24 protein-coding genes and 3 pseudogenes are annotated in these 23,532 nt (G+C 71.2%); 9 read left to right on the plus strand and 18 right to left on the minus strand.

Going from position 1 to position 23,532, the window contains the following annotated elements:
* Positions 1 to 57: 57 nt before the first annotated feature.
* The 6 genes from QEG98_RS40610 to QEG98_RS40635 all read left to right on the plus strand — a co-directional run bounded on the left by QEG98_RS40610 (position 58) and on the right by QEG98_RS40635 (position 5,656).
* Complete coding sequence (locus QEG98_RS40610; RefSeq protein ID WP_090491242.1) at positions 58 to 741, plus strand: hypothetical protein; 684 nt, start codon at positions 58 to 60, stop codon at positions 739 to 741.
* A 133-nt stretch (positions 742 to 874) separates the two neighbouring features.
* Positions 875 to 2,095, plus strand: a complete 1,221-nt coding sequence (gene rocD / locus QEG98_RS40615; RefSeq protein WP_316565173.1) for an ornithine--oxo-acid transaminase — start codon at positions 875 to 877, stop codon at positions 2,093 to 2,095.
* Between the two features lie 138 nt (positions 2,096 to 2,233).
* Positions 2,234 to 2,434, plus strand: a complete 201-nt coding sequence (locus tag QEG98_RS40620; RefSeq protein WP_316565174.1) for an ArsA-related P-loop ATPase — start codon at positions 2,234 to 2,236, stop codon at positions 2,432 to 2,434.
* Positions 2,435 to 2,807: 373 nt separating this feature from the next.
* A complete protein-coding gene (locus tag QEG98_RS40625) occupies positions 2,808 to 4,349 on the plus strand; it encodes an ArsA family ATPase (protein WP_316565175.1) in 1,542 nt (513 codons plus the stop codon).
* Between the two features lie 110 nt (positions 4,350 to 4,459).
* Positions 4,460 to 4,909, plus strand: a complete 450-nt coding sequence (locus tag QEG98_RS40630) for a hypothetical protein (RefSeq protein WP_316565176.1) — start codon at positions 4,460 to 4,462, stop codon at positions 4,907 to 4,909.
* Between the two features lie 333 nt (positions 4,910 to 5,242).
* The gene (locus tag QEG98_RS40635; protein ID WP_316565177.1) at positions 5,243 to 5,656 is read left to right on the plus strand and encodes a CBS domain-containing protein; all 414 of its coding nucleotides are present in this window, start codon (positions 5,243 to 5,245) and stop codon (positions 5,654 to 5,656) included.
* Positions 5,657 to 5,723: 67 nt separating this feature from the next.
* Here the strand turns inward: QEG98_RS40635 and QEG98_RS40640 are convergent, their stop codons facing one another.
* The 4 genes from QEG98_RS40640 to QEG98_RS40655 form a co-directional block, all read right to left on the minus strand.
* Positions 5,724 to 6,542, minus strand: a complete 819-nt coding sequence (locus QEG98_RS40640; RefSeq protein ID WP_316565178.1) for a Rieske (2Fe-2S) protein — start codon at positions 6,540 to 6,542, stop codon at positions 5,724 to 5,726.
* Positions 6,539 to 7,117, minus strand: a complete 579-nt coding sequence (locus tag QEG98_RS40645) for a YceI family protein (RefSeq protein ID WP_090491236.1) — start codon at positions 7,115 to 7,117, stop codon at positions 6,539 to 6,541. The genes QEG98_RS40640 and QEG98_RS40645 overlap by 4 nt, the downstream gene beginning before the upstream one ends.
* 37 nt (positions 7,118 to 7,154) lie before the next feature.
* On the minus strand, positions 7,155 to 8,021 hold the full coding sequence (locus QEG98_RS40650; protein WP_090491235.1) for a hypothetical protein: 867 nt from the start codon (positions 8,019 to 8,021) through the stop codon (positions 7,155 to 7,157).
* A 398-nt stretch (positions 8,022 to 8,419) separates the two neighbouring features.
* Positions 8,420 to 8,845 carry a nuclear transport factor 2 family protein gene (locus QEG98_RS40655; protein ID WP_316565179.1) on the minus strand — a complete coding sequence of 142 codons (426 nt, stop codon included), beginning with the start codon at positions 8,843 to 8,845 and terminating at the stop codon, positions 8,420 to 8,422.
* 281 nt (positions 8,846 to 9,126) lie between these two features.
* Between QEG98_RS40655 and QEG98_RS40660 the strand changes: the two genes are divergently transcribed.
* Positions 9,127 to 9,465 carry a hypothetical protein gene (locus tag QEG98_RS40660; protein ID WP_316565180.1) on the plus strand — a complete coding sequence of 113 codons (339 nt, stop codon included), beginning with the start codon at positions 9,127 to 9,129 and terminating at the stop codon, positions 9,463 to 9,465.
* The gene (locus QEG98_RS40665) at positions 9,447 to 9,770 is read left to right on the plus strand and encodes a hypothetical protein (RefSeq protein WP_316565181.1); all 324 of its coding nucleotides are present in this window, start codon (positions 9,447 to 9,449) and stop codon (positions 9,768 to 9,770) included. The genes QEG98_RS40660 and QEG98_RS40665 overlap by 19 nt, the downstream gene beginning before the upstream one ends.
* A gap of 30 nt (positions 9,771 to 9,800) precedes the next feature.
* On the opposite strand, the gene QEG98_RS40670 is transcribed toward QEG98_RS40665, so the two are convergent.
* From QEG98_RS40670 to QEG98_RS40680, 3 genes and pseudogenes are all read right to left on the minus strand, one after another.
* Complete coding sequence (locus tag QEG98_RS40670; RefSeq protein WP_316565182.1) at positions 9,801 to 10,700, minus strand: hypothetical protein; 900 nt, start codon at positions 10,698 to 10,700, stop codon at positions 9,801 to 9,803.
* A complete protein-coding gene (locus tag QEG98_RS40675) occupies positions 10,643 to 11,263 on the minus strand; it encodes a hypothetical protein (RefSeq protein ID WP_316565183.1) in 621 nt (206 codons plus the stop codon). Before QEG98_RS40675 ends, QEG98_RS40670 begins: the two co-directional genes overlap by 58 nt.
* A 196-nt stretch (positions 11,264 to 11,459) precedes the next feature.
* Positions 11,460 to 12,551: pseudogene (locus QEG98_RS40680) on the minus strand (LysM peptidoglycan-binding domain-containing protein).
* Positions 12,552 to 12,792: 241 nt separating this feature from the next.
* Here QEG98_RS40680 and QEG98_RS40685 point away from each other — a divergent pair.
* The gene (locus QEG98_RS40685; protein WP_316565185.1) at positions 12,793 to 13,455 is read left to right on the plus strand and encodes an SCO family protein; all 663 of its coding nucleotides are present in this window, start codon (positions 12,793 to 12,795) and stop codon (positions 13,453 to 13,455) included.
* 111 nt (positions 13,456 to 13,566) lie between these two features.
* Here the strand turns inward: QEG98_RS40685 and QEG98_RS40690 are convergent, their stop codons facing one another.
* The 11 genes and pseudogenes from QEG98_RS40690 to QEG98_RS40740 form a co-directional block, all read right to left on the minus strand.
* Positions 13,567 to 13,995 (minus strand): hypothetical protein, encoded by a 429-nt coding sequence (locus tag QEG98_RS40690; RefSeq protein WP_090491230.1) that lies wholly within the window; start codon positions 13,993 to 13,995, stop codon positions 13,567 to 13,569.
* 150 nt (positions 13,996 to 14,145) lie between these two features.
* Positions 14,146 to 14,613, minus strand: coding sequence for a hypothetical protein (locus tag QEG98_RS40695; RefSeq protein WP_316565186.1), 468 nt, complete (start codon positions 14,611 to 14,613; stop codon positions 14,146 to 14,148).
* A gap of 605 nt (positions 14,614 to 15,218) precedes the next feature.
* Complete coding sequence (locus QEG98_RS40700) at positions 15,219 to 15,806, minus strand: Fis family transcriptional regulator (RefSeq protein WP_090491227.1); 588 nt, start codon at positions 15,804 to 15,806, stop codon at positions 15,219 to 15,221.
* Between the two features lie 136 nt (positions 15,807 to 15,942).
* Positions 15,943 to 16,470, minus strand: a complete 528-nt coding sequence (locus QEG98_RS40705; RefSeq protein WP_316568046.1) for a universal stress protein — start codon at positions 16,468 to 16,470, stop codon at positions 15,943 to 15,945.
* 1 nt (position 16,471) lies between these two features.
* Positions 16,472 to 17,302: pseudogene (locus tag QEG98_RS40710) on the minus strand (universal stress protein); the annotation flags it as partial.
* A 168-nt stretch (positions 17,303 to 17,470) separates the two neighbouring features.
* Positions 17,471 to 17,893, minus strand: coding sequence for a type II secretion system protein GspG (locus tag QEG98_RS40715; protein WP_316565187.1), 423 nt, complete (start codon positions 17,891 to 17,893; stop codon positions 17,471 to 17,473).
* A 53-nt stretch (positions 17,894 to 17,946) separates the two neighbouring features.
* Positions 17,947 to 19,404, minus strand: a pseudogene (locus QEG98_RS40720) (adenylate/guanylate cyclase domain-containing protein).
* A 47-nt stretch (positions 19,405 to 19,451) separates the two neighbouring features.
* The gene (locus tag QEG98_RS40725; protein ID WP_316565188.1) at positions 19,452 to 20,462 is read right to left on the minus strand and encodes an OmpA family protein; all 1,011 of its coding nucleotides are present in this window, start codon (positions 20,460 to 20,462) and stop codon (positions 19,452 to 19,454) included.
* Between the two features lie 41 nt (positions 20,463 to 20,503).
* Positions 20,504 to 21,229 carry a HAMP domain-containing sensor histidine kinase gene (locus QEG98_RS40730; protein ID WP_316565189.1) on the minus strand — a complete coding sequence of 242 codons (726 nt, stop codon included), beginning with the start codon at positions 21,227 to 21,229 and terminating at the stop codon, positions 20,504 to 20,506.
* Positions 21,181 to 21,660: a GAF domain-containing protein gene (locus tag QEG98_RS40735; protein ID WP_316565190.1), complete on the minus strand. Its 480-nt coding sequence runs from the start codon at positions 21,658 to 21,660 to the stop codon at positions 21,181 to 21,183. The genes QEG98_RS40730 and QEG98_RS40735 overlap by 49 nt, the downstream gene beginning before the upstream one ends.
* A complete protein-coding gene (locus QEG98_RS40740) occupies positions 21,561 to 23,417 on the minus strand; it encodes a GAF domain-containing protein (protein ID WP_316565191.1) in 1,857 nt (618 codons plus the stop codon). The genes QEG98_RS40735 and QEG98_RS40740 overlap by 100 nt, the downstream gene beginning before the upstream one ends.
* Between the last annotated feature and the right edge of the window lie 115 nt (positions 23,418 to 23,532).

Consider the following 23,532-nt stretch of genomic DNA (forward strand, 5'->3'; position numbering starts at 1 on the left):
TGTCAGCCCCCCTCTGTACTGTGTGCTCATTCGCCAGCACCCAGGGGGAGCGATTCCATGGCGGAAATCCGTGAACTGCCGCGTGTGTCCGTGAACAAGTTGGGCGAGTACCTCGTCGCCACGCCCGCGCGTCGCAAGCGCATCATCCACGACCAGAAGCACCCGCCGGAGCAGCAGTACCTGCGCTACCCGGAGGCGTCGCATGCGATTACGGACTTCCTCTGCCGGGGCATGGACCTGTCCATCCTCCGTGAGCACCAGCGCCGCTTCGCGTGCAGCGTGCCCCAGACGGAGTTCGAGGCGCAGCGGCTGCAACTGTGCTCGGAAGCGCTCGAGCGCTTCGCGGACCTGGTGCCCTGGTTGGATTTGGAGGAGACGCTCATCAGCGCGGTGGGCGCGGAGCCTCCCGTGCTGGAGGTGGCGGGCGTCACCATCAGCGTGCGGCCGGAGGTCGTGCTCCAGCGCATGGACAGACATGGCAACGCGCGCGTGGGCCTGATGAAGCTGTACTTCTCCAAGCACCAGCCGCTGGATGAGCGCTCAGGGCAGTACATCGGCACGCTGCTCCAGCGCTTCACCGAGCAGCACCTGTGCCCGCTGGGCCCGTGTGACCACCGCCTCATCCAGGTGGTGGACGTCTTCGCGGGGACGGTCTTCACCGCGCCGCGGGCCCACATCCGGCGGCTGAGCGACGTGGTGCTCGCCTGCGAGGAAATCGCGGAGCGCTGGTCCGTCCACTGACGCGGCGAGCCATGGGCTCGGGTGCAGTGCTCAACGAAGCAACCGCCTGGGAAAACGCGAGGGTGGACACGTCGAAGGACTTCATCGAAATCGATGGTCCTGCTTCGCGCCACCCGATTCCCCAGGGAGTTCCATGAGCACCGAGCACGCCGCCCCCGCCCTCTCCACGCGAGACTTCATCGACCTGGAGGAGCGGTATGGCGCGCACAACTACCACCCGCTGGACCTCGTCATCGAGCGGGCTGAGGGCTGCTGGGTTCATGACGTGGAGGGCCGCAAGTACCTGGACTGCCTGAGCGCGTACTCCGCGGTGAACCAGGGGCACTGTCACCCGCGCATCCTGGAGACGCTGCGCGAGCAGGCCGCGAAGGTGACGCTGACGTCACGGGCCTTCCGCAACGACCAGCTTCCCCACCTCTACAAGGCGCTGCGCGAGCTGTCTGGATTGAGCCGCGCGCTGCCGATGAACTCCGGCGCGGAGGCGTGCGAGACGGCCATCAAGCTGGCGCGCAAGTGGGGCTACACCGTCAAGGGCATCCCCGAGGACAAGGCGGAGGTCATCGTCTTCGCGAACAACTTCCACGGGCGCACCATCAGCCTCATCAGCTTCTCCACCGTGCGGAGCTACCGGCAGGGCTTCGGCCCCTTCACGCCCGGCTTCACCGTGGTGCCCTACGACGACGTGGAGGCGGTGCGGCGCGCCATCACCCCCAACACCTGCGCCATCCTGATGGAGCCCATCCAGGCGGAGGCCGGCGTGCTGATTCCGCGCGACGGCTACCTGAAGCAGGTGGCCGAGCTCTGCAAGCAGCACCGCGTGCTGTTCATGGTGGATGAAATCCAGACGGGCCTGGGGCGCACCGGGAAGACGTTCGCCTTCCAGCACGAGGACGTGCGGCCGGACGTCATCGTGGTGGGCAAGGCGCTGTCGGGCGGCTTCTACCCGGTGTCCGCCGTCATGGCGGATGACGAGGTCATGGGCGTGCTCCGTCCCGGCGAGCACGGCAGCACCTACGGCGGCAATCCGCTGGGCTGCGCCGTGGCGCGCACCGCCCTGGACGTGCTGCGCGACGAGCGCCTGGTGGAGCGCTCCGCCGAGCTGGGCACGTCGTTCCTGGCCATGCTGAAGACGCTGAAGAACCGCCACATCGTGGAGGTGCGCGGACGGGGGCTGATGATTGGCGTGGCGCTGGACATCTCCGCGCGGCCCGCCTGCGAGGCGTTGATGAAGGAAGGCGTGCTCTGCAAGGAGACGCACGACTCCGTCATCCGCCTCACGCCGCCGCTCATCGTCACCCAGGCCGAGCTGGACTGGGCCTTCGAGCGCATCAAGAAGGTCATCGAGGCGCTGTAGTCCCAGCGCCACCCGGGCACGCGAGCGACCGCGTGCCTGGGACGGCCGCACCGGGGCCTCGGTTGCCCTGGCGTATCGCCTTCCACACCGTGTTGGGAACAGCGCGCGGCCTGGGGCGCTGCGACAGGACGGTGGCCGGTGCTCGAAGCCCTCTGGGACAGGCGTGCGCTGCTCGTATCGGGCAAGGGCGGCGTGGGGAAGACGACGCTGGCGGCGGCGCTGGCCGTGGCCGCCGCGCGCGCGGGCCGCACCGTGCTGCTGGCGGAGCTGGCGCCAGAGGAGGACGGGCCTTCGCCCCTGGCGGCGCGCGTAGGGGTGCGCAGGCGGGGCCTCAGGTGACGCGGGTGCGTCCCGGGCTCCACTTCGTGCGGCTGTCCGCATCGGAAGGGCACCGGCACTTCCTGGAGCGCGCCCTGCCCGCGCGCTGGCTGGCCGACGCCGCGCTGCGCACCCGCGCCCTGCGCCGCTTCCTGGAAGCAGGGCCCGCGCTCCGGGAGATGGGGCTGATGTACCAGTTGCTGGCCCTGCTCCGGCGCACCCGGCCGGATGGTCGCTTCGTCCACCCGCTGACCGTCGTCGACCTGCCCGCCACGGGACACGCGCTGGCGCTGGCCGCCCTTCCCCAGCGCGTGCTGTCCCTGATGCCCGGGGGCCCCATCGGACGCGACGTGCGGGAGGGCTCGACTTCCTCCAGGATGCGACGCGCACCGCGGTGGTCCTCACCAGCCTGCCGGAGCCGCTGCCCGTCAGCGAGGCGCTCACCGTGGCCGCCGAGCTGCGCCGGCTGGAGCTGCCGCTGTCCACGGCCGTCCTCAACCGGATGCCGGAGGACCCCTTCACGCCCGAGTCCCGCGCCGCCCTGCGCCGGATGCTCGCCGCGCACGGGCCGCACCAGGGGTGGCGTGAGCTGGAGCGGCTGGAGCGGGCCCGGGCCGCCTCCGTCCGGCTGTCACGCACGCTGCGCGCGCCGCTGCTCACCCTGCCGGAACTCCACGCCACGGGCCCCGCGCTGGTCGAGGCGCTGGCGGAGGGCTTCGCCCCTCCCCGGAGCACGCGCCCTGGCAGGAGGCCCTGCCGTGAGCCACGGGCCGCATGGCGGTGGGCTCCGGCGCGTGTCACATGGGCGCACGCCGTGAGCGCGGGCGACCTGCGCCGGCTGCTGCGTGACAAGCGCATCGTCGTCCTGTGCGGCGCGGGCGGCGTGGGCAAGACGACGACGGCGGCGGCCCTGGGCGTGGCCGCCGCGCGCGCGGGACGGCGGGTGCTGGTGCTCACCATCGACCCGGCGCGCAGGCTCGCGGAGACCATGGGGCTCCAAGAGAGCGGCCCCGAGCCCACGTCGATTCCTCCCGAGCGCCTCTTCGCCGACGGCCCCCGGGGCACGGGCCTCCTCGACGTGTGGATGCTGGACCCGCGCGCCATCTTCGAGCGCATGGTGCACCAACTGGCGCCCACACCCGAGGCGGCGCGAGCGATTGTCGACCACCGCCTCTACCGCTTCCTGTCGGAGCTGGTGGCGGGCGTGCAGGAGTACGCCGCCGCCGAGGCCCTGGACGCCTTCCTCACGGACGGCCGTTACGAGCTCATCCTGCTAGACACGCCCCCAGCCGGCACGCGCTGGACTTCCTGGACGCGCCCGGCCGGCTGGCGCGCTTCCTGGACGAACGCATCGTGTCGCTGTTCGGCCCGAAGAAGGGCGCGCGGCGGGCGGCTGTGGCACGGCGCGCAGGCGGTGGTGGACCGCGTCCTGGCGGGCATCTTCGGCGCGGGCTTCACCCAGGAGATGCGCGGCTTCATCGGCGCCTTCGGCGGCCTCTTCTCCGGCATGCGGCTGCACACGGAGCGGCTGCACCAGCGGTTGGCGTCGCCGGACGCGGCCTTCCTGCTGGTGACGTCCCCCGAACCCGCCTCCCTGCGCGAGGCCACCTGGTTCCGCGAGACGCTGGCCGCGCGGGGCCTGCCCTTCGCGGGCTACGTGCTGAACCGGAGCTGGGCCCATGACGACGTGCTCGCGGCGCCGGAGGCGCTGCTGGAGCACACGGGAGGCGACCGTCACGCGGAGCACGCGGTGGCGGCGCTGGCCCGTCTGGCCGCGGTGGAGCAGGAGCGGGCCCAGGCCCACCGCGACGTGCTCGACCGCCTCACCCGGCACCTGCCCTCGGGGACGCTCGCGGTGGCCGCGCCGGACGCGGGCGCGGAGCTGGAGGAATTCAGCGGACTGGTGCGCCTGGGTGACGCGCTGGCCGCGGGGTGAGGAACGCCAGGGAGGGACGGGCACCCGCTCGCCTGGACGCCCGCACCTTGGAGGCTCGCGGCCTCACCCCCAACGTTGCAGTTTGAACCCGACTTCGCCCGAGGAGCGTCATGGCCCACAGAAGCATGGACAACGGCAGGGACGAAACCCACCGCGAGGCGGACGTGGCGCCTCCGGGCTCGCGTGAGCGCGCCGAGTCCGACCTCACCGGCTGGAACCCCGCCCGCGACGAGGAGTCCTCCACCCGGCAGGGCCGCTACTACCGCGCGGCGACGATGCGCATGGCCCTGCCGCGCACCCAGGTGGACGACGGGCCTCGCGAGGACGCGTACGGCACGCCCCCGGAGGACAGCGGCCCCTACGGCCGGGATGACCGGGACAGCCACTATGCCGCCGGCTGGGGCCCCGGCACGACACCGGGGAACAGGACGTCGAGTTCTCCCGCCAACGCGCTGACTACCGGTCCTGGGACCGCACCGGCTACGGCGGCGGCGGCGAGCCCTCCCGCCCCCAGCCGCCCCAGGGGAGGCCTACCGCGACGTGCGCTTCCACGGCCGTGAACGCGGCGCGCATGGCGAAGAGCGCCATGGCGACGCGCGCCCCCGCTACCGGATGGACCGGAGCACCTCCCCGGCGCGGGCCGTGACGAGGCGAGCACCCACCGGGGAGAAGGCGCGGCGTCCGCTTCGGCCCGTGACGAGGCGAGCACCCACCGCTGGGCAGGAACAGGCACGCCTTCGCCCACCGGCGCACGGCGTGACGGAGCGAGCACCCAGGTCTACACCGCCGTCGCGGGCCGCTCCGAGGCGAGCACCTCCCGCCGGGACGGCCGCGCCCGCAACGGCCGCTGGCGTCACGAGCCCCTGCTGGCCCGCGAGGTGATGACGCGCAACGTGCGCACGGCGCGCCCGGAGAGTCCGCTGCGGGACATCGCACGAATCATGAAGGACGAGTCCTGCGGCGTCGTCCCCATCGTCGACGAGCGGAGCCGGCTGGTGGGCATCGTCACGGACCGGGACCTGGTGGTCCGCGCCTTCACCGGGGGCCGCTCGCCGGAGCAACTCCGCGCGTCCGACGTGATGACGGATGACGTGGAGGCCGTCACGCCAGACGACACGCTCCATGACGTCATCGGGCTGATGGGCCGCCGTCAGCTGCGCCGCATCCCCGTGGTGGAGCGCGACGACAACATCGTGGGCATCATCTCCCTGGGAGACATCGCCCTGCGCGCCGACCACGACGAGGAGCTGCAACAAGCCCTGGAGCGCATCTCCTCCAAGCGCTCCTTCTGGAGCCGGCTCGGCTGAGCGATGCCGCGTTCCCTTCGGGGGCGGGCGGGCCCTGTGTCTGGCCCACCCGCGCCCGGCGCATGGCTCACGCCACGCCGGTCAGCACCACGGAGTCGCCCGTCTCAGACACCGTGAACTTCTTGAGGGGAAGGGTGGCCGGGCCCTGCGTCACCGCGCCTTCGCGCGTGAAGATGGACGCGTGGCAGGCGCAGAACAGGTCCGCCTCCTGCTCCCGGTAGTTCACCTCGCAGAAGGCGTGGGTGCACACGGAGTCCACCGCCGACAGCGAACCGTCCTGCAAGCGGAACACGAAGATGCGCTTGCCGTACCCGGACGGCACCCCCGTCACCGAGCCGCCCACGTCACGCAGCTGGGGAAACTGGCTGAGCGGGAACACCACCTGCCCGTTCACCGCGGCCGGGAAGTCGCTCTGGCCCGCGCGCAGGTTGATGCGCAGCACGCCCGTGTTCGGGTTGTACGCCGCCGCGAACGTCTGCAGCGGCACGGTGGCCGGCCGCTGGAGCACCGCGCCATCCGTGGCGCTGAAGCGCGACAGGTGGCAGGGGCAGATGACGTCCTTGCCGTCGAAGCCCAGCGGGCACCCCACGTGGGTGCACAGCGACGACAGCACGGAGAAGTCGTTCGGCGCGCCGTCGTCCTTGGAGTGCACCACCAGCAGCGGCACCTGCTCACCCGGGACGCGCACCGTCAACGCGCCGCCCACGGGCTCCAAATCCGGATAGCGCGACACCAGGATGTCCACGGTCCCCTGCTCGCTGGCCGTGACGTCCGTCACCGGAGCGGGGTTGATGTCCGGCGCGCAGCCCGGCAGCGTCGTCGCCGCCGCGCTCGCCGCGCCTGTTCCCAGAATGCCCTTGAGGAATCCTCGTCGCGTCGAACTCACGTACCCTCCACCTCGAATACCAGCTTGGGCTCCAGCACCAGGACGTCGTCCACCTTCACCATCAACAGCGACGGGCGGTTGACGTTGTAGGCATCCAGGCTGATGTCGAAGCTGCCCTCGGCCACCGCCTCCTTCTCCGACTTGAACAGCACCGTCATCGGAATCTCCACGGTCTTCTTCACGCCGTGGAACGTCAGCTGGCCCTTCACCTTCACCGGCACCTTCGCCGGGAAGCTGGTGGGCGGCTTCACGCCGGTGGCCACGCCCTTGAAGTCGATGATGGGAAACCTGGCCGCGTCCGTCGTCTCCAGCATGTGCGCGTCGCGGTTGGCGTTGCCCGAATCGAAGTCCTTCACGTTGGCGCGCACCGCCACCTGGAGCGTGCCGTCCGGCAGCAGGCGGGCCTTGCCGTCGCTGGGCGGCGCCTTGCCCACCACCTCATGCAGCTTGTGCTTGAGCTTGTAGGTGAGCGAACTGGCGTCCTTCTTGACGCTATACGTGCGGGCCTGCGACTGCGCGACTGCGGGCAGCGCGAGCACCAGGGTGGCGATCAGGGCGATTCGTCGAGCAATCACGTCAACCTCCAGGGAACCACTACGAAAGGCATGCGCTTCAGAAGAACAGTGTGAAGACGCCGGCCGACACCGCGCCCAACGTCACGTAGCCGGAGATCTGGTGCGCGGTGGCCAAGTCCGTCTCGGATAGCCGGCCAAAACGGTCCGTGGCCATGATGCCGAGGACGATCTGCGCCACCATGCCGACGGTGGCGAGCGCCATGAACATCTTGTGGACGGTGATGGTGTCCCACTGGAGCTTCTCCTTCTCGAAGGGCTCCGGCGCCAGCACCCCCAGCATGCCCACGGTGGCGAACAGCGCCGACGTGCCGATGGCGAGCCCCCGGTGCAGGCCCAGCAGGTTGCGGTCATCCCCACCGCCGCGGAACGAGTCGTTGAACTGGAGCTGGCCCACCACCGTGGTGCCAACCAGACCGGCGGCCATCGCGAAGCCCAGGCCCTGGTGCAGCTTGAGCATGGTGCGGCGCCGGCCAATGCGCTTCTCCAGGTCGGGGTCCACCTGCGCGGCGGCCGCGGCTTCGGCGGGCTCCAGCAGGTCGAAGTCCAGCGAGTCCCCCCCTTCCGCCGGGGCCTCCCCGGACTTCTTCTGGGCGGTGGGCGCGTCGTCCGTCGGAGACAGGGGCTTGGCGGGCTCCACCTGCATCATGGGTTGGGCCTGAAGCTCCGGGGCATTCACGCCCCGCGAATCCACGGCCGGCGTGGCCTTCTTGCCCTTCTTCGCGGGCTTGCGCTTCGACGTGGCCTTGACCGGCTTCGCGGCCTTCGTCTTCGTGGCCTTCGTCTTCGAGGAGGACTTCACCGCCCGGGTCTTTTTCGCGGACTCGGTCTGGCGCTGCTGGGCCCAGGCGGTGTGGGGGGCGGCAATCAACGACAGGACGACGAAGAAGGCAGCAAAGCGGGTCATCAGGCTTTTCCGTGTAGACGCAAAGCAAACTGCCGGGTCAGGACCGGTCATCCGAGCTCGTGTCCTCCGCCACACCATCACCAACCCACCTTCTCCGAGGACGGAGCAAACGCTATCGCGTCCGGGCTTTCCGGAAAACGCACCGCGTCGAACGGTACCGCCCAAAACTCGGCGGACCGGCATCATTTTCCGCGGCCCCCTGTCCAGACAGCGTCGTCGGCAATCCGGGGACGCGGCGGCTGACGGTAGCGTCCGCACTTGGGAATCGGGAGGTGTCTGAAGGTCACGGCTCAGTGTCGAGCACCGGCCAGGGGTGAAGGGCGCGTCCGGGCTGGCGAGCCCGGCGGCTCACTTCACAGGGAACAACCTGACGCCCCAACGTGGGGCGGCCTCACGCCTCACGCGGGGGTGGTGGCGGGGACTTCCGAGCGCGGCGCGCTGCCGGAGGTCAGCTCCAGGCCGAGCGCGTGCGGATCAAAGTACGCGTAGAAGCGGCGGATCCGGTCGCCATCCCACTCGATGATGGACACGCCTTCATAGGCCACCGCCGCGCCGTTGTGGGCGGTGCCCTGCGTCTCCCATTCGAGCGCGACGCGAGAGCCCGCCTCAATCATGTTGCGGAAGGTGGACTCCACGCGCTGGAGGGTGCCCTTGTACTCACGCCAGAACCGTCGGGCGCCCTCCTGGCCAGAGAAGACCTGCGGCGAGGCCACGTTGCTCACCTGTGCGTCGTCACTGAAGAGGGAGACGAGGGGCTCCAGGTCCCCCTCCTTCTCCAGCTTCGCCAGTGCATCCACGAACCGCTGCGCTCGCTCCGTCGCCATGCGCTGCCTCGCTCCTCGTGAAAGAGTCACCCAGGGGAAGGGTGCGCACGCCTCGAGGACATGTCCCTCCGAAGGGCCCGGCCCCTCGCCCTCCGGACGGCCGCGCGGGGGACTCGCCGCGGGGCCCGGTGGTAGACTCACGTCTCCGCGGCCATGACCTCCACGCATACCCGCCCCGCCGAGCCGACGAGCGATTCCCCTGTGGAGTCCCTGGCGCCGCTGCCTGCCCCCCTTCGCTGGCCGCGCTGCGGGACGCCCTGAGCTCGCCCGGCGTCATCCCCTTGGAGGTGGACGCGCTCATCGCGGCGATTGCCCAGCGTCCCGCAGAGGACCCGGAGGCCCTGCGCGAGCGAACGGACTACCTGCTGTCCCTGATGACGCTGCCAGGGGATGCCAGTGTCCTGACGGGGAGCGCCGGCATCACGGTGCGCACCGCGGCGGTGGAGGCCCTGCTGGAGCTGGGCTACCCGTATGCGCTGGAGGTCCCCCGGACGCCCTGGAGCGGGCCCGGCGTGAGCGGAGGCTGCCGACGACGGAGGCTCCCCCGTCGCGCATCCTCCGCTCGCCCGCCCTGGCGACAACCGCCACGCTCCTCTGCCTGGTGTTGCAACTCGTCCTGATGGCCCTCCCGGACGTCCGCTCGCTCGACGATATGGGGGCGTTGCTGACGCCCTACCTGCTGCCCGTCGTCGCGCCCGCGCTGCTGGCCATCCTCGGAACCTGGACGAAGACGCGCCCGCTCCAGTACCTCGGAAGCCTGGGCCTGGGGATCCAGGGCCTGGTCTGGTTCGGCGGCGTCTTCATGCTGACACGGATGGCGTCGAAAGTGCCGTGGCTGTGGGTGGCCGCGCCCTGGTACCTCCACTTCATCGCCTGCTACCTGGTGTGGCCTCGCCCCCTGCCGCCCCCCGAGGCGGATTCCTGAGGGTTGGGCTCGTGGCCCAGGTCCGGGTCCTCAGCGCGGCAAGGCCCGGGTCCACGCCTCCCGATTCCACCCCTCCTTCGCATAGGCCGCTCGCGTGGACTCAGGCAGCGCGTCCCAGGCCGTGCGGGATGCCAGCTCGGCGGGCGGCTGGAAGACGTTCCGATGCCCGGGGGCGAAGGCTTGCTGGGCTCGCTCCGCCGTCAGGCCCTTCATGGAGAAGCCCGCCTCGGCGCTGGCCTGGCTCCCATCCGCCTTGAGCTTCGCTGACACGCCGCCCCCGAGCTCCGCTTTCCTCGCGTTGAGTGTCGCGTGCACCTGGAACAGCGAGCCGACCCCCACCGCGACGCGCTGCTCGCCGTCCGATGCCAGGCTGAGCTCCACGAGTCCCAGGTTCACCTTGACCTTCCGCTCCGTCTCGCCCGAGCTGTCGTGTGACAGCTCGACACCCACGGGACCCGCGCGCGCGGAGACGCCCACGTCCCCCTTCAGTTCCCCGTGCCCCCGGGTGTCGAGCGCCGCCTTCGCGCTCCACTGGGCGCTCTCGTTGCTGACACCCACCTTGCCGTGAAGCTGCACCGTGCCCCCGGCGCGCTCCCCAGAGAGCTCCCGCTGCCGGGCGCTGACGTGTTGCAGCGTCAGGTTGAGCGTCTTCGGCTGGCCGATGCCCGCCTTCCAGGCCGCCTCGTAGTCCCGCCGCGACGGGTCCTTCCACTCGAGGCCCAGGAGGGATTCGGGCAGGTGCGCGGCGCGTGGCGGTCCCAGCGCTCCCAGTTCATGGAGGCTCTGGGCCCCATCCACCGCGCGCGCATACCGGCCGAGGTATTCGGTGTGCGCCCGGTAGAAGCCCGCGCCCACGTCGATGGCGTGTGCGTTCACCGCGTCACGCATCGCCCCCGGCAGCCGCCGGTCATTGACGAAGACGTCCGGCACCGCCGGATAGCCCAGGGGCCCACCGGGCCCGACTCCCCGTTGCGCCGATGGAGCACGCCCTTCGACTCCGCCTGCTCCAGGAACGCGAGCCGCGAGCCCGCGTCCTGCGCCTTCACGTATGCGCCCAGCAGCCCCTCTTGCTGCAAGCGCTCCAGCGCGACCCGGTACGTGCCCGCCGGGAGACGTCCCAGCGCGGTGTGCACCGCCCGCACGTCATCGGCACCGACGGTCCAGTTCTCCAGGCTCCGCGTCAGGCGCGCGCGGATGCCTTCGAGCACGTCCGCGGGCGCCTCCTTCGAGCCCTCCGGGCGCGACCAGCCTCCCAGCACGGCCATCTCCCCCGCGGACCGGGCGGGGCCCGCCCCAGCAGGCGTGGATCCGTGAGACGAGGGCTCCGGCGTCTTCGCCGCGGATCCGTCGAAGGCGCGCACCTCGTTACGCTGAGGCGATGCCTGCGCGCGGGGCTCCGCGGCGCGTGACGGAGACGGGGGCGCCGCTCCGGCCTCCGTGGGGGTGTCGATGGTGGACAACGAGGAACTGCCGGACGAATCGATACGAGGCATGGGACGCGCTCCGGGTGGGAACGGCCTGTCCGATGCAGCCGGCACACCAGGGCGCCTCCCAGGGCCACGCGCGTTCGGCGGTCGCCCCGGCTGGACGCGGCATCTCCCCAATGGGACTCGCCCGAAACGCGACGGGGACCGGGGCCACCATGGCCACGGTCCCCGCTTCACCGCACCGCGCGTTGGGAGCGCGGGCTCAGAAGACGTTCTGCGCGCGGCGGTAGTACATCTCGCGGTCCGCCATGCCGTTGTAGCCACCGTTGATGCGGCGGGTGACCTCGCGGAAGTTGCCCGCGTCCGCGTAGGTGTTGAGGTTGCGCGACGACCAGTACCAGCCGGCGATGCGGAACGCGACGTCCGGGTCCTTGGCGCGCTGGGGGTTGCCCTCCAGGTCGATGCCCAGCGCCGGCCCGCGGCGCGGTAGTTGGCGCGGCCCGTCAGCTGGATGGGGCCACGACCCTTGTAGCGGACGCCGTCGCCCGGCTGGGTGTTGCCCAGGTCCCTGCGGCCCTCGTAGGCGGCGCCGGAGGCAATCTCCTCCATGTAGCGGAGCTGGCCGCTCTCGTGCGCGAGCTGCGCCAGGAAGGCCGCCTTGCGCATGGGCGTGGTGATGTTCGCCTCCGCCATGGCCCGGTTCAGGTGGGGCAGGTACTGCTCCGCCTTCGCCTGGGACAGGTTGGGCATCACCGCCCGGAGCTGCTGCACCGTCACACCGGCGGATCCACCGGTCGGCGGCTTCGGGCCCCCACGCCCCCACCGGCGGCTGGTTCGGCGCCGGCCGGGTGGGCGACGCACCGCCACCACCCGGAATCGTGAGCCGCTGGCCCGCGTAGATGAGGTTGGGGTTGGAGATGTTGTTGGCCTGGGCCAGCGCGCCCACCGACGTGCCGTACCGGCCCGCGATGCCGCTGAGCGTGTCGCCCGACTTCACGGTGTATGAACCGCCGCCCGAGGAAGGCGACGCACCGCCCCCACCCGGAATCGTGAGCCGCTGGCCCGCGTAGATGAGGTCCGGGTTGGAGATGTTGTTGGCCTGGGCCAGCGCGCCCACCGACGTGCCGTGCCGGCCCGCGATGCCGCTGAGCGTGTCGCCCGACTTCACGGTGTACGAACCGCCACCCGAAGCACGAGGCGCGTCGAAGCCGTCCGGGATGCGGAGCTTCTGCCCCGCGTAGATGAGGTCCGGGTTGGAGATGCCGTTGCTCTTCGCGAGCGACGACACCGTGGTGTTGAAGCGCTGGGCCAGCGCGCTGAGGCTATCGCCACGGCGAACGGAGTAGATCGTCACGGGGGGCAGACTCCTGGAAACAGAGAGGCGACGTACCCACATTTTCGTAACGACTGAGAGGATGTTTCCCCGGAAGATCAGTTATTTATGCACAAACTTATGCAAAACCACTGAAATCACGAAATTGTGACACACGGGTGGGTCGTCACAGACTCGTGACATCATCCCCCCAAGTAGCCAGGATGTCGCACCCCAGCGGCCACGCTTGTGTGACTCCCAGGGTTCCGTTACCTCCGGGGCCATGTCCGCTGACTCCGTCCTTCCGGCCCCTCGGGCCCGTCTCACGCAGCGCCCGGGCTTCTGGGCGGGTGTCGCCGTGGCCGCGCTTGGCGTCACCGCCACCATGGGGGCCATGCTGATCCGCGGCCAGAGCGGTGGGCCCCTGCCCCAGCTGGGCGCGCTGCCAGACTTCACCTTCACCCGGCATGACGGCCAGCCCTTCGGGAGCACGCAGCTCCGGGGCAAGCCCTTCGTGGCCAACTTCATCTTCACGCGCTGCCCCACCGTCTGCCCGGCCTTCACGCGGAAGATGGTGGGCGTGCAGGACGCCACCGCGTCCCATGGCGCCGGGCTCCAGTTGGTGTCGTTCTCCGTGGATCCGAAGTACGACACCCCGGAGCGGCTCACCGAGTATGGCGAGCGCCACGGCGCGGACTTCTCCCGCTGGAGCTTCCTCACCGGCGACTACGAGCAGCTGAAGGAGACCATCGTCCAGGGCTTCAAGGTCAGCATGGGCCGAGAGCCCGGCGCGCCCGAGGACGACCTGCTCTCCATCTTCCACGGGACGCACTTCGTGCTCGTGGACGACGCCGGGCAGATTCGCGGCTACTACGACAGCGCGGACAGCGACTCCACGGAGCGCCTCATCCGCGACACCCGGCGCCTGGCCCAGACCGGGCACTGAGCGCCGCCGCGCGGGGGCCGCGTCGCCCGCAAAGCCGAAGGGCCGGCCCCGCAGTTTCGCGGGAGACCGGCCCTGGGACTTGCTACCAGTTCGCGCCAGAGGCGCGGATCATCACTCCACGAAGCGGGCGTGGTTCTGCGCGATGATGTTCTGGAAGTTCTGCAGACCCAGCGGGTTCTCCGCGAAGGCGCCGACCTTGTCCGCCGCGCCCTTGACCGCCTGCGCGATGTTGGTGATGTCCTGCACCTTGGGGGCGATCTTGGACAGGAAGCCCAGGCTGCCCAGCGTGCCCTCACCCAGGAAGGACGCGGCGCCCTGCTTCACCAGGTTCTCCGCCGTGGGGCCCAGGAACTTGCCGACCAGGGGCAGCTTGCCGACCTTCTCACCGATGAACTTGGCGATGGGGTCCACCAGCGAGCTCAGGGGCTTCTGGAGGAACTCCATGGCCTTGCCGCCGATGTTCGCAATGCCACCGGCAATCTTGCTGACCGTGCTGGCGACCTTGCTGATGACGTTCGTAACGGACTTGAGTGCGCCCATGATCGTACCCCTTGGATTCTAGATGCCTGGAAGGCGGAGATTTGTACCGGAAGGAAAACTCGAGAGGATTCTCGGTGCGTGTGGGGAATTGTTTCCTCTCACCTTTTTCGTCGAATTTTCCCCACCGGCCCCCGCCCGTGGTCTCAGGGATTACGGGCGGTTACCGCCGCTGCTGCCCTTCTTGAGCTGATCCATCAGCTCCTGGCGGGCGGCAGGATCTTGCGGACCGGTGGGGGCAGCGCCGCCCACGGGAGGCGAGGTGAGGGACGGCTTGCCGGCGGTGGAGGCCTTGTCCTGGGTGAACTTGGAGGCCTCGAAGTCCGGGGGTGAGCCGGGAAGCTCGCCCTTCATGCCCTTGATGAGGATGTTGGCGGCCTCTTCGGTCGAGAGGGGGTTGAAGCCGTTGCGGCGCAGCTCCTCGTCGGAGATGACGGCGACCTCGGCCTCCTTGTCCTTGTCCTGAGCGTACTTGAGGACCAGTTCCACGTAGTCCTCGAGCTTCATGCTCACGGCCTCGGCGATCTTCTTCGTCTCCGGATCCTTGAGCAGCTCCGCGCGAACGACCTCGATGGGTCGCTTCAGGCCGCGCTTCGGCTTTCCGGTGTTTTCCTGGGACATGCTCTTGCTCCGAGAAGGAAATGGGACAGTGCGCCGGACTCTAGCCCAGTTTCCCCACTTCACACATTCCCGCCCACCTTGGAATGGCCGGAACCCGCATGCGGGAGAGGGAGGGGGACGGCTTCACGCCCGTGTGCCCGTGACTACCTTTGGCGCCAGCGAAGGACAGTCACGGAGACGAGGCGCGCCATGGCGATTTCCAAGCGGGGGCTGGTGGACAGGGTGAAGGAGGTGGCCGTCCAGGCCGGCACGCGCGGCGCACGGGTCCTCCTGGGCACCGCGGTGGTGACGGCCCGGGGAGTGGCAAACCTCCAGTCCAAGATTCGGGGCGCCCCGGCCCGCGGCCGCGTGAAGGCGGCGGCGGAGGGGACGCGGCGCACGGCCAAGGCGGCCCGCGGCGTCATCGAGAGTGGCAAGCCCGCGAAGGCCCCGGCGCGCCGCAAGTCACCGTCCATCAAGACGGCCTCCGCGGCGGGGGCGAACAATCAGGTGGGCCGCAAGTCCGTGCCCGGCCAGGCGGCAGCCGCCGGCGCGGCACCGCGAAGACACCGCGCCCCGCCACCAAGGCGAAGCGCGGGCAGAAGCACCGGCACTGAGGCACGGCTTCAGCGGGCGGCGTTCCTGGACACGGCCTTCGCTCGAGCGCCTCCGCTCACCTTCTTCTGCTTGGGAGCGATGCGCGTCACCGTGCCCGGGCGCCGGGCCATGGCCGCCTCGCGGGCCGCTTCCTCGGCGGCGCGGGCCGCGGCGGCCTTCAGCGCGAGCTGTTCGGCCTGCTGCGCCCAGCGGCGCTTCAACACGTCCCGCAGCCCGTCCTTCTGCAGGTCCACCTGGGCCTTGTGCAGACGGTAGTGCAGGTCCTCGCGCAGCGTGCCGCGCGCCAGCGCCGCGTCCGCCGAGCCGGAGACGCCCAGCACCAGCTTCGGCCGCTCCTCTTGCGTCCGCAGGCACTGCAGCAGGACGAACTGCGCGTCCCGCCCCAGCTTCGCCACGTCCGGGATGAACACCACCCCGTTGGGATGCCGGAGCGCTTGCGGCAGCTCGGCCGCCTGCCGCACCTCCACCAGCTCCACGTTGAAGTTGCGCGCGGCTTCCTGCGCCCAGCAGCGCCGCTCCTCTTCCGTACCGCCATGGAGGAGCAGCGAGGAACGGTTACAGACGAGCTCCACTTCACGATAACCCTGCGGTGTCACCGGCGGCCCCCCTGCGTCTGGAAATGCGTGATTTCTAGATTCTAATGCAGACGTGCCCTACCGGGCACGTCGGAGCCGGCACCACCTGACAGTCCTTTCATGTGATGACAGGTAGCCCCCGTCTGAAACACCTGCCTCAGGCGGAGGGCACCACCATGACGGGCCGGCGGCAACGCGTCACCAGCTCATGGGCCACCTCGCCCTCCAGGGCGTCCCGCAGGCGCGAGGGCTCCAGGGACGTCCCCACGCACACCAGGTCCACCCCTTCGCGCTCCGTGGCCTGGCAGATGGCCAGCGTCACGTCCTCGCCCGTCACCCCCTCCACGCTCCAGCGCACCGTCTGGGCGGTTTCGTCGCGCGGCACCAGCTCCCACAGCCGCTGGAGCACCTGGTCCCTGTCCCTGGCGGGCTCGGGCAGCACGCCGTAGTGGTCCGCGAAGCCGCGGTCCTCCAGCTTGCGGCGGTGGACGTGCAGCAGGTGCACCCGGCCCCGGGCCCCACCAGCGTGCGCGCATGGGAGATGGCCTTGGTGCAGGCCTCGGAGAAGTCCACGGGCACCAGCACGCTTCGCGGTGGGCGGTCCGCGCGCCGGGCCTGCACCAGGGGGGCACACACACCACGGACTGCGCCGCGTGCCGCAGCACCCCCGCGGACACCGAGCCATGCCACAGCCGCTTCACCCCGCTGCGCTGGTGCGTGCCCACCACCATCAGGTCCGCGCCGCGCGTGTGCGCCACGTGCATCAGGTGGTCCGCCGGACGGCCGAAGCCGGGCTCCAGCACCACCTCCACGCGGCCCTCGCCCACCAGGTCCCCCACCTGCTCGCGCACCTCGCGTTGCAGCACGCGCTCCACGATGGGGTCCAGCGCCTCCATGCCCTGCAGCGCCGGCTCCAGCAGCTCCACGTGCACGGGGCTGTGGATGCCCAGCCGTTCCCGTTCGTCCATGGGCGAGCACACGTAGGTGGCCAGCACGTCACACGGCCCCACCCGGCGCAGCTCGCGCAGGAAGGACACCGCGGCGCCCGTCGTGGAGGAGCCGGGGTCCACGCCCACCAGCACCAACAGCCGCCTGCGGCCCCGCGCCCAGTCGGTCAGCGCGGTGTCGCTGCGCACGGCCAGCACCGGCGCGCAGCCGTAGCGGGACAGGCGTTCGGGCACCGTGGCCCGCCGCCACGCCGGGGTGCGCCAGCCGGACGCGGCCACCACAATCCACCGCGCGTGCCGGCACTCCTCGTCACTGAGCACTTCATCCGCGGAGGTGCCCGCCTGCAGCCGGTAGCGCACCGCCCTCGCGAGCGTTTCGAGCCGCGCGGCCTCCGCCTCCAACCGCTGCTGGGTGAGGGCCAGCGCGCCGGTGCCGTCGTCGAGGAATGCGTCGCCCTCCGCGACGCCCAGGAGCAGCAGCGGCTCTTGCAGCCGCCCCGCCACGGCCGCCGCCACGTGGGCAGCCGCGAGGGACTCAGGGGACAGGTTGGTGACGCACACGATGGCCATGGCTGCCCTCCAGGTTCGGGAAGACCCTTCCCCGTGAAGGAAACAGTGGCCATGGCGACGCCAGGAAGCGGGCCCCCGCCCTACGCTGGCTCGCTCCAGGGCCCGGCGCACACCGCACTCGCGGGCTCGCGGGGCCTGGGCACGCCCCAGCGCCTGCCCGCCCGCACGTCACGTGCGATCGGGCGCAACCTTGGGCACGGCGTGCCCGTCGTGGTTGGTGTGGTCCTGCTCCTCGCCCGAGCCACCCCGGTCTCCGCTCTTGCCGAAGGTGGACAGGAACACCTCCTCGCCGTTGCTCGTGTAGCGGTACGGCCGGCCCCACGGGTCCAACGGCACGGAGGGCAGGTACGCGGGCACCAGCAGCTCCTCCACGTCCGCGTCTTCCGGCAGGGTGCCCTTGTCCGCGCGGTAGCGGCCCAGGGCCTCCTCCAGCAGGGCGAGGTCCTGATGGATGCGGTCGGCGTGCACGGCCTTGGAGCCGCTCAGCGCGCCCACCAGGACGGCGACCACCAACCCGAGTCCGAAGACGAGCCCCACGAACAACACGGGGGAGCGGCGGGACGGAGGGGGCTCGTCAGACGAGGCGTTCATGACCCCTTCCTATAGCCGCTTTCCGGTCGCGAGGCGCGCGTGGACTTCACCTCTTACAGGGCGCGGAACAGTGGAACGGGCTGCTGCTTGCCCTTCAGCCGCACGGGAGGCAGGTCCTCGAAGGCCGTCTCGTTGGCGTCCACCAGCTCGCGGGTGCGCTCCCCCACCAGGATTTCCCCGGGCCCGCCAGCGCGCACAGCCGCGCGGCCACGTTCACCGCGTCACCGATGCAGGTGTACTCGGCGCGCACCGTGCTGCCGATGTTGCCCGCCACCACCACGCCCGAGTTGATGCCGATGCCCAGCTCCAGCACCAGCGGCTGGCCCTCGCGCCCGCCCGCCGCCCACTCCGCCTCCGCCTCGATGCGCAGGTCCGTCAGCGCATCCATCATCATCTTCGCGGACTGGAGCGCACGCAGCGCGTCATCCGGACGGGCCACCGGCGCGCCGAAGACGGCCATCAGCCCGTCACCCAGGAACTTGTCCAGCGTGCCGCCGCAAGTGAGCACCGCGTCCGACATCCGCCCGAGCACCTGGTTGAGCACCCCCACCACCTGCTCTGGAGGCAGGCTCTCCGCCAGGCCGGTGAAGTTGCGGATGTCCGCGAACAGCAACGTCACCTCGCGCTTCTCGCCGGTGAGCACCACCGCGTCCGCGCTCTTGAGGATTTCCTCCACCACCGCGTCGGACGTGTAGCGCGCGAACAGCTTGCGCATGCGCTCCGTTTCGCCGGTGCGGCGCACCACGCTTTCGATGCGCGCGGCCAGCTCATCCATGGACGCGGACTTGTTGACGTAGTCATCCGCGCCGGCGCGCAGGCCGCGCACGCGCTCGGCCTCCACGTCGTTGGCGGTGAGGATGATGGCGGGCACCGCGTGGCTGGGGCCTTCCTTCAGGCGGCGGCACAGCTCCACGCCGTCCAGGCCGGGCATCTCCAAATCACTGAGGACGATGACGGGCTGGAGACGGCCCATGCTCTCCAGGGCCTCGAACGGGTCCTGGAAGCAGAGGACTTCGTAGCCCAGCGCCACCAGGCCCTCCTGCACGAAGGCGCAGGCCAGCGGGCTGTCGTCCACCACCACCACGCGGCGACGGCCATCAGAGGAGGGGCGCGGCAAATCCTGCCGCCCGGCGATGCGGTTCTGCAGCCCCAGCGCCTCGTAGATTTGCTTGTAGGTGCAGTGGCCCAGCTCCACCAGGATTTCGCCCAGCTTGCGGCCGTCGCGGCGCTGGCGCGCGAGCGCCTCGTCGAGCTGCGCCAGCGTCACGTACTTGAGCCCCACCAGCAGTTCGCCCAGCGCGGGCTGCAGGGGCTCTTGTCCTGGTGCAGCCCGAGCGCCTCTCCCAGCGCGTCCTGAATCTGCTCCCGCGTGACGTAGCCCAGGGAGATGAGGGCTTCCCCACGCGCTGCCCGGTGAGGGCCTGGAGGGCGAGCGCCTCTTGCACCTGGCCGGGCGAGACAATCCCCAGCTTGAGCAGCAAATCACCAAACAGGGGGCTGGAAGCACTCATGGTGGGTGAGTGTACCTCACACCCCCCACCCACGGGGAGTCCGGGACCTACGGCCGCCCGCGCGGCGCCACCACCCGCAGGTCCAGACGGCGGTTGGCCTCGCGTCCCTGGGCAGTCTCATTCGACTCGACGGGCTTGTCCGGGCCGAATCCCCACGCCTCCAGCCGCTCCAGCGGGACACCTCGCTCCACCAGGTAGTCCCGCACCGCCTCCGCGCGCGCCAGCGTCACCTCCCGCTGCGAGTCCGGGTCCCCGCGGTTGTCCGTGTGGCCTTCGATGGCGATGACACCCAGCCGCGGGTGCACCAGCAGGACTTCGGCCACGTTGTCGAGCACCGGCTGGACGCGCGGCTGGAGGGCGGCGGTGCCGGGCGCGAAGGTGATGCGCTCCAACAGCTCCAGCCGGTCCAGGCGGATGACGACGCGCTGCTTGCGCGCCGCCGGGCACCCCTGGTTGTCCACCGCGCCCCGCTCACGCGGGCAATTGTCCCGGTGGTCCGCCACGCCGTCGCCATCCACGTCCCGCTCCGGGCAGCCGCGCAGCGAGGGCAGGCCCTCCTCGTCGGGACAGGCGTCCTCTTCATCCGGCACGCCATCCCCATCCGCGTCACGGATGGGGCACCCCTCGCGCGAGGCGGGCCCGGGCTCGTCCGGGCACTTGTCCGCCGCGCCCTCCACCCCGTCGCGGTCCGGGTCGTCGACGGGGCAGCCCTGCCGCTCCAGCGGGCCGAACACCCGCGGGCAGGCGTCCTTCGCGTCCTCCACGCCGTCCTCGTCCGAGTCGCGGATGGGGCAGCCGTCCCTCGACGCGGGCCCGGCGTGACGCGGGCACTTGTCCAGCGCGTCCTCCACGCCGTCGCCGTCCGTGTCCTTCGCGGGGCAGCCCTGGAGCCGCGCGAGCCCGCGCACGGTGGGGCAGGCATCCTCCCCATTGAGGACGCCGTCGCCATCCGCGTCCAGGCCCGGGTCGAGCAGGGGCGCGTGCCGGCAGCCCGGGGCCACGGCCAGCACGGCGGCGGCGAGCAAGGCCAGGCGGTGGAGTGCGCGCGTCTTCATCATCCGCGTCACCAGAGCGCAGCGAGTGCGAGCTGTCCAGGCGCTCAAGCCGGCAAGGGCAGCTCCACGGTGAAGGTGGAGCCCTTGCCCGGCTCGCTCGCCAGACGGATGCTGCCGCCGTGGGCCTCGACGATGCGCTTGGTAATCCACAGGCCCAGGCCCAGTCCCTTGAAGTGCTGCACCGACGCGGAGCGCTCGAACTGCTCGAAGATGCGCTCCTGCTCCTCCGGCGACACGCCGATGCCCTCGTCGCGCACGGACAGCCGCGCCACCGGGCCCACGGCCTCCACCTCCACCGTCACCGGCCGGCCCGCGCCGTACTTCGCCGCGTTGGTGAGCAGGTTCACCAGCACCTGCTCCAGCCGCAGCCGGTCCCAGTGCCCCGACACCGGCCTGTCCAGCAGCAGCCGCACCTCGTTGCCCGCCAGCGCCAGCTCCTCGGACATGCGGCCCACCAGCTCGCGCGTCAGCGCCGCCAGGTCCACCTCTTCACGCTTCAGCCCCAGCCGCCCCGAGCTGAGGCGCGAGACATCCAGCAGGTCATCGATGAGCAGCCCCAGCCGCTGGCCCGCCTTCGCCGCCCGCTCCGCGCGCTCCGCCAGCCCGTTCACGGCCATGGCCTCGCGGGCCATGCGCGCCAGCAGGTGAATCTGGAGCTGGAGCGCGTTCAGCGGCGACTTCAGCTCGTGCCCCGCCACCGACAGCAGCTCGTCCCGCGCCTTCACCGCCTGCGTGGCCGCGCCGTATCGCCGCGCATCTTCAATGGCCAACGCCGCGCGCGCCGCCGGCTCTCCAGCAGCGCGCGCTCCTCCACCGAATACTCGCGGCCCTGCGCCTCGCGCATCACCCCCAGCGTGCCCAGCACCCGGCCGCGCACGCCCAGCGGGACGACGATGACGCTGTGGGGCCCGTAGTGCTGGAGGAAGGGCATGCCCTCCGGCACGCGCTCATCGCGCAGGTCCTCGGCCTGAAGGCGCGGGACGAAGAGCGGCTTCCCCGTCGCCGCCACCCGGCCCGACAGCCCTTCTCCCACCCGCCCCGGGCAGCGCCGCATGGACGCGTCCAGCACCGCGCGGGCCTCCGCGTTGGGATGGTGCACCGTCACCAGCTCCAAGCGCGTCGTGTCCTCGGAGAGCAGTTGGAGCACGCACGCGTCACCGAGCGCCTCCGACACCTTGCGCACCAGCACCTCCAGCACCATGGACAGGTCCAACCCCGCCTCCGCGATGAGGTGGCTGACCTGCACCAGGACGTGGAGCCGCGCCGCCCCGCGCCGGCTCTCCTCCTCCGCCGCGCGCGCCTTGCGGAACAGGTCCGCGTTGTCGATGGCCAGCGCCGCGCGCCCGCCAGCTCCTCGGCCAGGGACAGGTCCGGGATGTCGAAGGGCGCGGATGTCTCGCTCCGCATGAAGGTGAGCACCCCCAGCGTGCGCTGCCGCGCCACCAGCGGCGTCAGGATGAGCGAACCCACGCCCAGCTCGCGCGCGGCCGCATACAGCCGCGCCGCCGCCGTACGGGTGTCCCCGGGCTCCGCGGTGGGGCGCGCCATCATCCACGGACGCCCCGAGGCGAGCACCTCCGCCAGCAACGTGGGGCTGCCTTCCTGCGGAGCGAAGCGCAGGAGCTCCAACCCGCGCGGCGCCGATTGTGGATTCTCATAGAGCACGGCCAGCCGCCGCACCACGCCGTCCTCGTACGAATCCACCGCGCAGCCATCCGCGAAGTGCCCCAGCGCCAGCCGCGCCACGCCCGCCACCGTCTCCTCCCAGTCCAGCGAAGCCGACACGAGCGCGCTCGCGTCCGCCAGGAGCCGCAGGCGCTGTCCCGCCGCCTCCGCCTGAAGCCGCGCGGTGCGCTCCCGCGCGTACAGCCGCGCGCGCTCCAGCGCCTGGCCACACGCGTGCCCCAGGCCGGTGATGGACGCCCGCTCCAGCACCGAGAAGCGCCGCGCCTCCGAGAAGCCGAGGCACAACGTGCCAAAGGCATGCCCTTCCACCTGCAAGGGCAGCAGCACCAACGCGCGCAGTGCCCCCAACGTGGGCACCACGTCCCGCACCTCGGCGGGCGTCTCCAGCCACACCGGCGCCCCCTGCACGGACACCCCGTCTCGCGCCGCGGCGGGCGTCTCCAGCCGCACCGGTCCCCCCGCGCCGTGCCCCGGCACACCACCGCTTCGCCAGGGCGGCACCCGGAGCGCGTCCCGCTGCGCGTTGGACACCCCCAGCCCGGCCTTCAACGCCAGCGTCCCGTCCGGCTCCACCAGGTGCACCAGACCCACGCCCGCGCCCACCGCGGGAAGCCCCTGCTCCAGCACCACGCGCGCCACCTCGTCCGAGGACAGCGCGCCACCCAAGGCCTCCGTCACCGCCTGGAAGCGGCGCAGCCGCAGCACCTCCGACTCCTCCACCTCCGCTCGCGCGGACAGCACGGACTGGCGCAGCGTCTCCGCCATGCGCTCGCGCTCCAGCGCCAGCGCCGCCAGCTTCACCGAGAGGCCGAAGCGCCGCAGGTCCTCCTCCCGTGGCCGCCACGCCTCGCGGAAGAGCACGCCCAGCACACCGGCGGCGCCCAGGCCGGAGGCGAAGAAGAGCGGCTGGGACAGCAAGGCCGTGGCCCCCAGGCGCAGCAGGGCATCCGGCTCGGAGGCCAGCAGCGCGTCTCGCGACACGTCCTCCACCACCCGGGGCAGGCGCGGCTCACCCGGCCCCGGCGCCTGGGCCAGCAGCCGCTGCGCGCAGAGGGTGGCCGCCTCCGCGTCCACGCCGTGCGTGGTGAGCGTGCTCAAGTCGCCCGTCCCGCCCCACCAGCACAGGAAGGCACCTGAAGCCCCCAGCGTGGCGGACGCCTGGCAAAGCAATTCCTCCAGCACCGCCACCACCGGCGGTGCTGCGGACAGCCGCTCCAGGGCCCGCGACATGCGGTCCACCGCGGCTCCCACGTTTTTTCCGGGCACATTCATGCCCCACTCCCCCCGGCACGGACGCATGGCTCCCTGCCTCGAAACCTCATTCTCCCATGCCAGACGAAGCGTGGATACCGCACAGCGCGTTGCCCTGAAGTACGGGATTCCCCTC

It is taken from the genome of Myxococcus sp. MxC21-1, from assembly GCF_032612255.1.
GTDB classification, from domain to species: Bacteria; Myxococcota; Myxococcia; order Myxococcales; family Myxococcaceae; genus Myxococcus; species Myxococcus virescens.

Excerpts from the sequence above, each read along its gene's own strand:
- QEG98_RS40610 (WP_090491242.1), top strand. The coding sequence starts at position 58 with ATGGCGGAAATCCGTGAACTGCCGCGTGTGTCCGTGAACAAGTTGGGC.
- rocD (WP_316565173.1), top strand. The coding sequence starts at position 875 with ATGAGCACCGAGCACGCCGCCCCCGCCCTCTCCACGCGAGACTTCATC.
- QEG98_RS40630 (WP_316565176.1), top strand. The coding sequence starts at position 4,460 with ATGGCCCACAGAAGCATGGACAACGGCAGGGACGAAACCCACCGCGAG.
- QEG98_RS40650 (WP_090491235.1), bottom strand. The coding sequence starts at position 8,021 with ATGACCCGCTTTGCTGCCTTCTTCGTCGTCCTGTCGTTGATTGCCGCC.
- QEG98_RS40655 (WP_316565179.1), bottom strand. The coding sequence starts at position 8,845 with ATGGCGACGGAGCGAGCGCAGCGGTTCGTGGATGCACTGGCGAAGCTG.
- QEG98_RS40675 (WP_316565183.1), bottom strand. The coding sequence starts at position 11,263 with ATGCCTCGTATCGATTCGTCCGGCAGTTCCTCGTTGTCCACCATCGAC.
- QEG98_RS40685 (WP_316565185.1), top strand. The coding sequence starts at position 12,793 with ATGTCCGCTGACTCCGTCCTTCCGGCCCCTCGGGCCCGTCTCACGCAG.
- QEG98_RS40690 (WP_090491230.1), bottom strand. The coding sequence starts at position 13,995 with ATGGGCGCACTCAAGTCCGTTACGAACGTCATCAGCAAGGTCGCCAGC.
- QEG98_RS40695 (WP_316565186.1), bottom strand. The coding sequence starts at position 14,613 with ATGTCCCAGGAAAACACCGGAAAGCCGAAGCGCGGCCTGAAGCGACCC.
- QEG98_RS40705 (WP_316568046.1), bottom strand. The coding sequence starts at position 16,470 with ATGGCTCGGTGTCCGCGGGGGTGCTGCGGCACGCGGCGCAGTCCGTGG.
- QEG98_RS40715 (WP_316565187.1), bottom strand. The coding sequence starts at position 17,893 with ATGAACGCCTCGTCTGACGAGCCCCCTCCGTCCCGCCGCTCCCCCGTG.
- QEG98_RS40725 (WP_316565188.1), bottom strand. The coding sequence starts at position 20,462 with ATGATGAAGACGCGCGCACTCCACCGCCTGGCCTTGCTCGCCGCCGCC.
- QEG98_RS40735 (WP_316565190.1), bottom strand. The coding sequence starts at position 21,660 with ATGGTGCTGGAGGTGCTGGTGCGCAAGGTGTCGGAGGCGCTCGGTGAC.
- QEG98_RS40740 (WP_316565191.1), bottom strand. The coding sequence starts at position 23,417 with ATGAATGTGCCCGGAAAAAACGTGGGAGCCGCGGTGGACCGCATGTCG.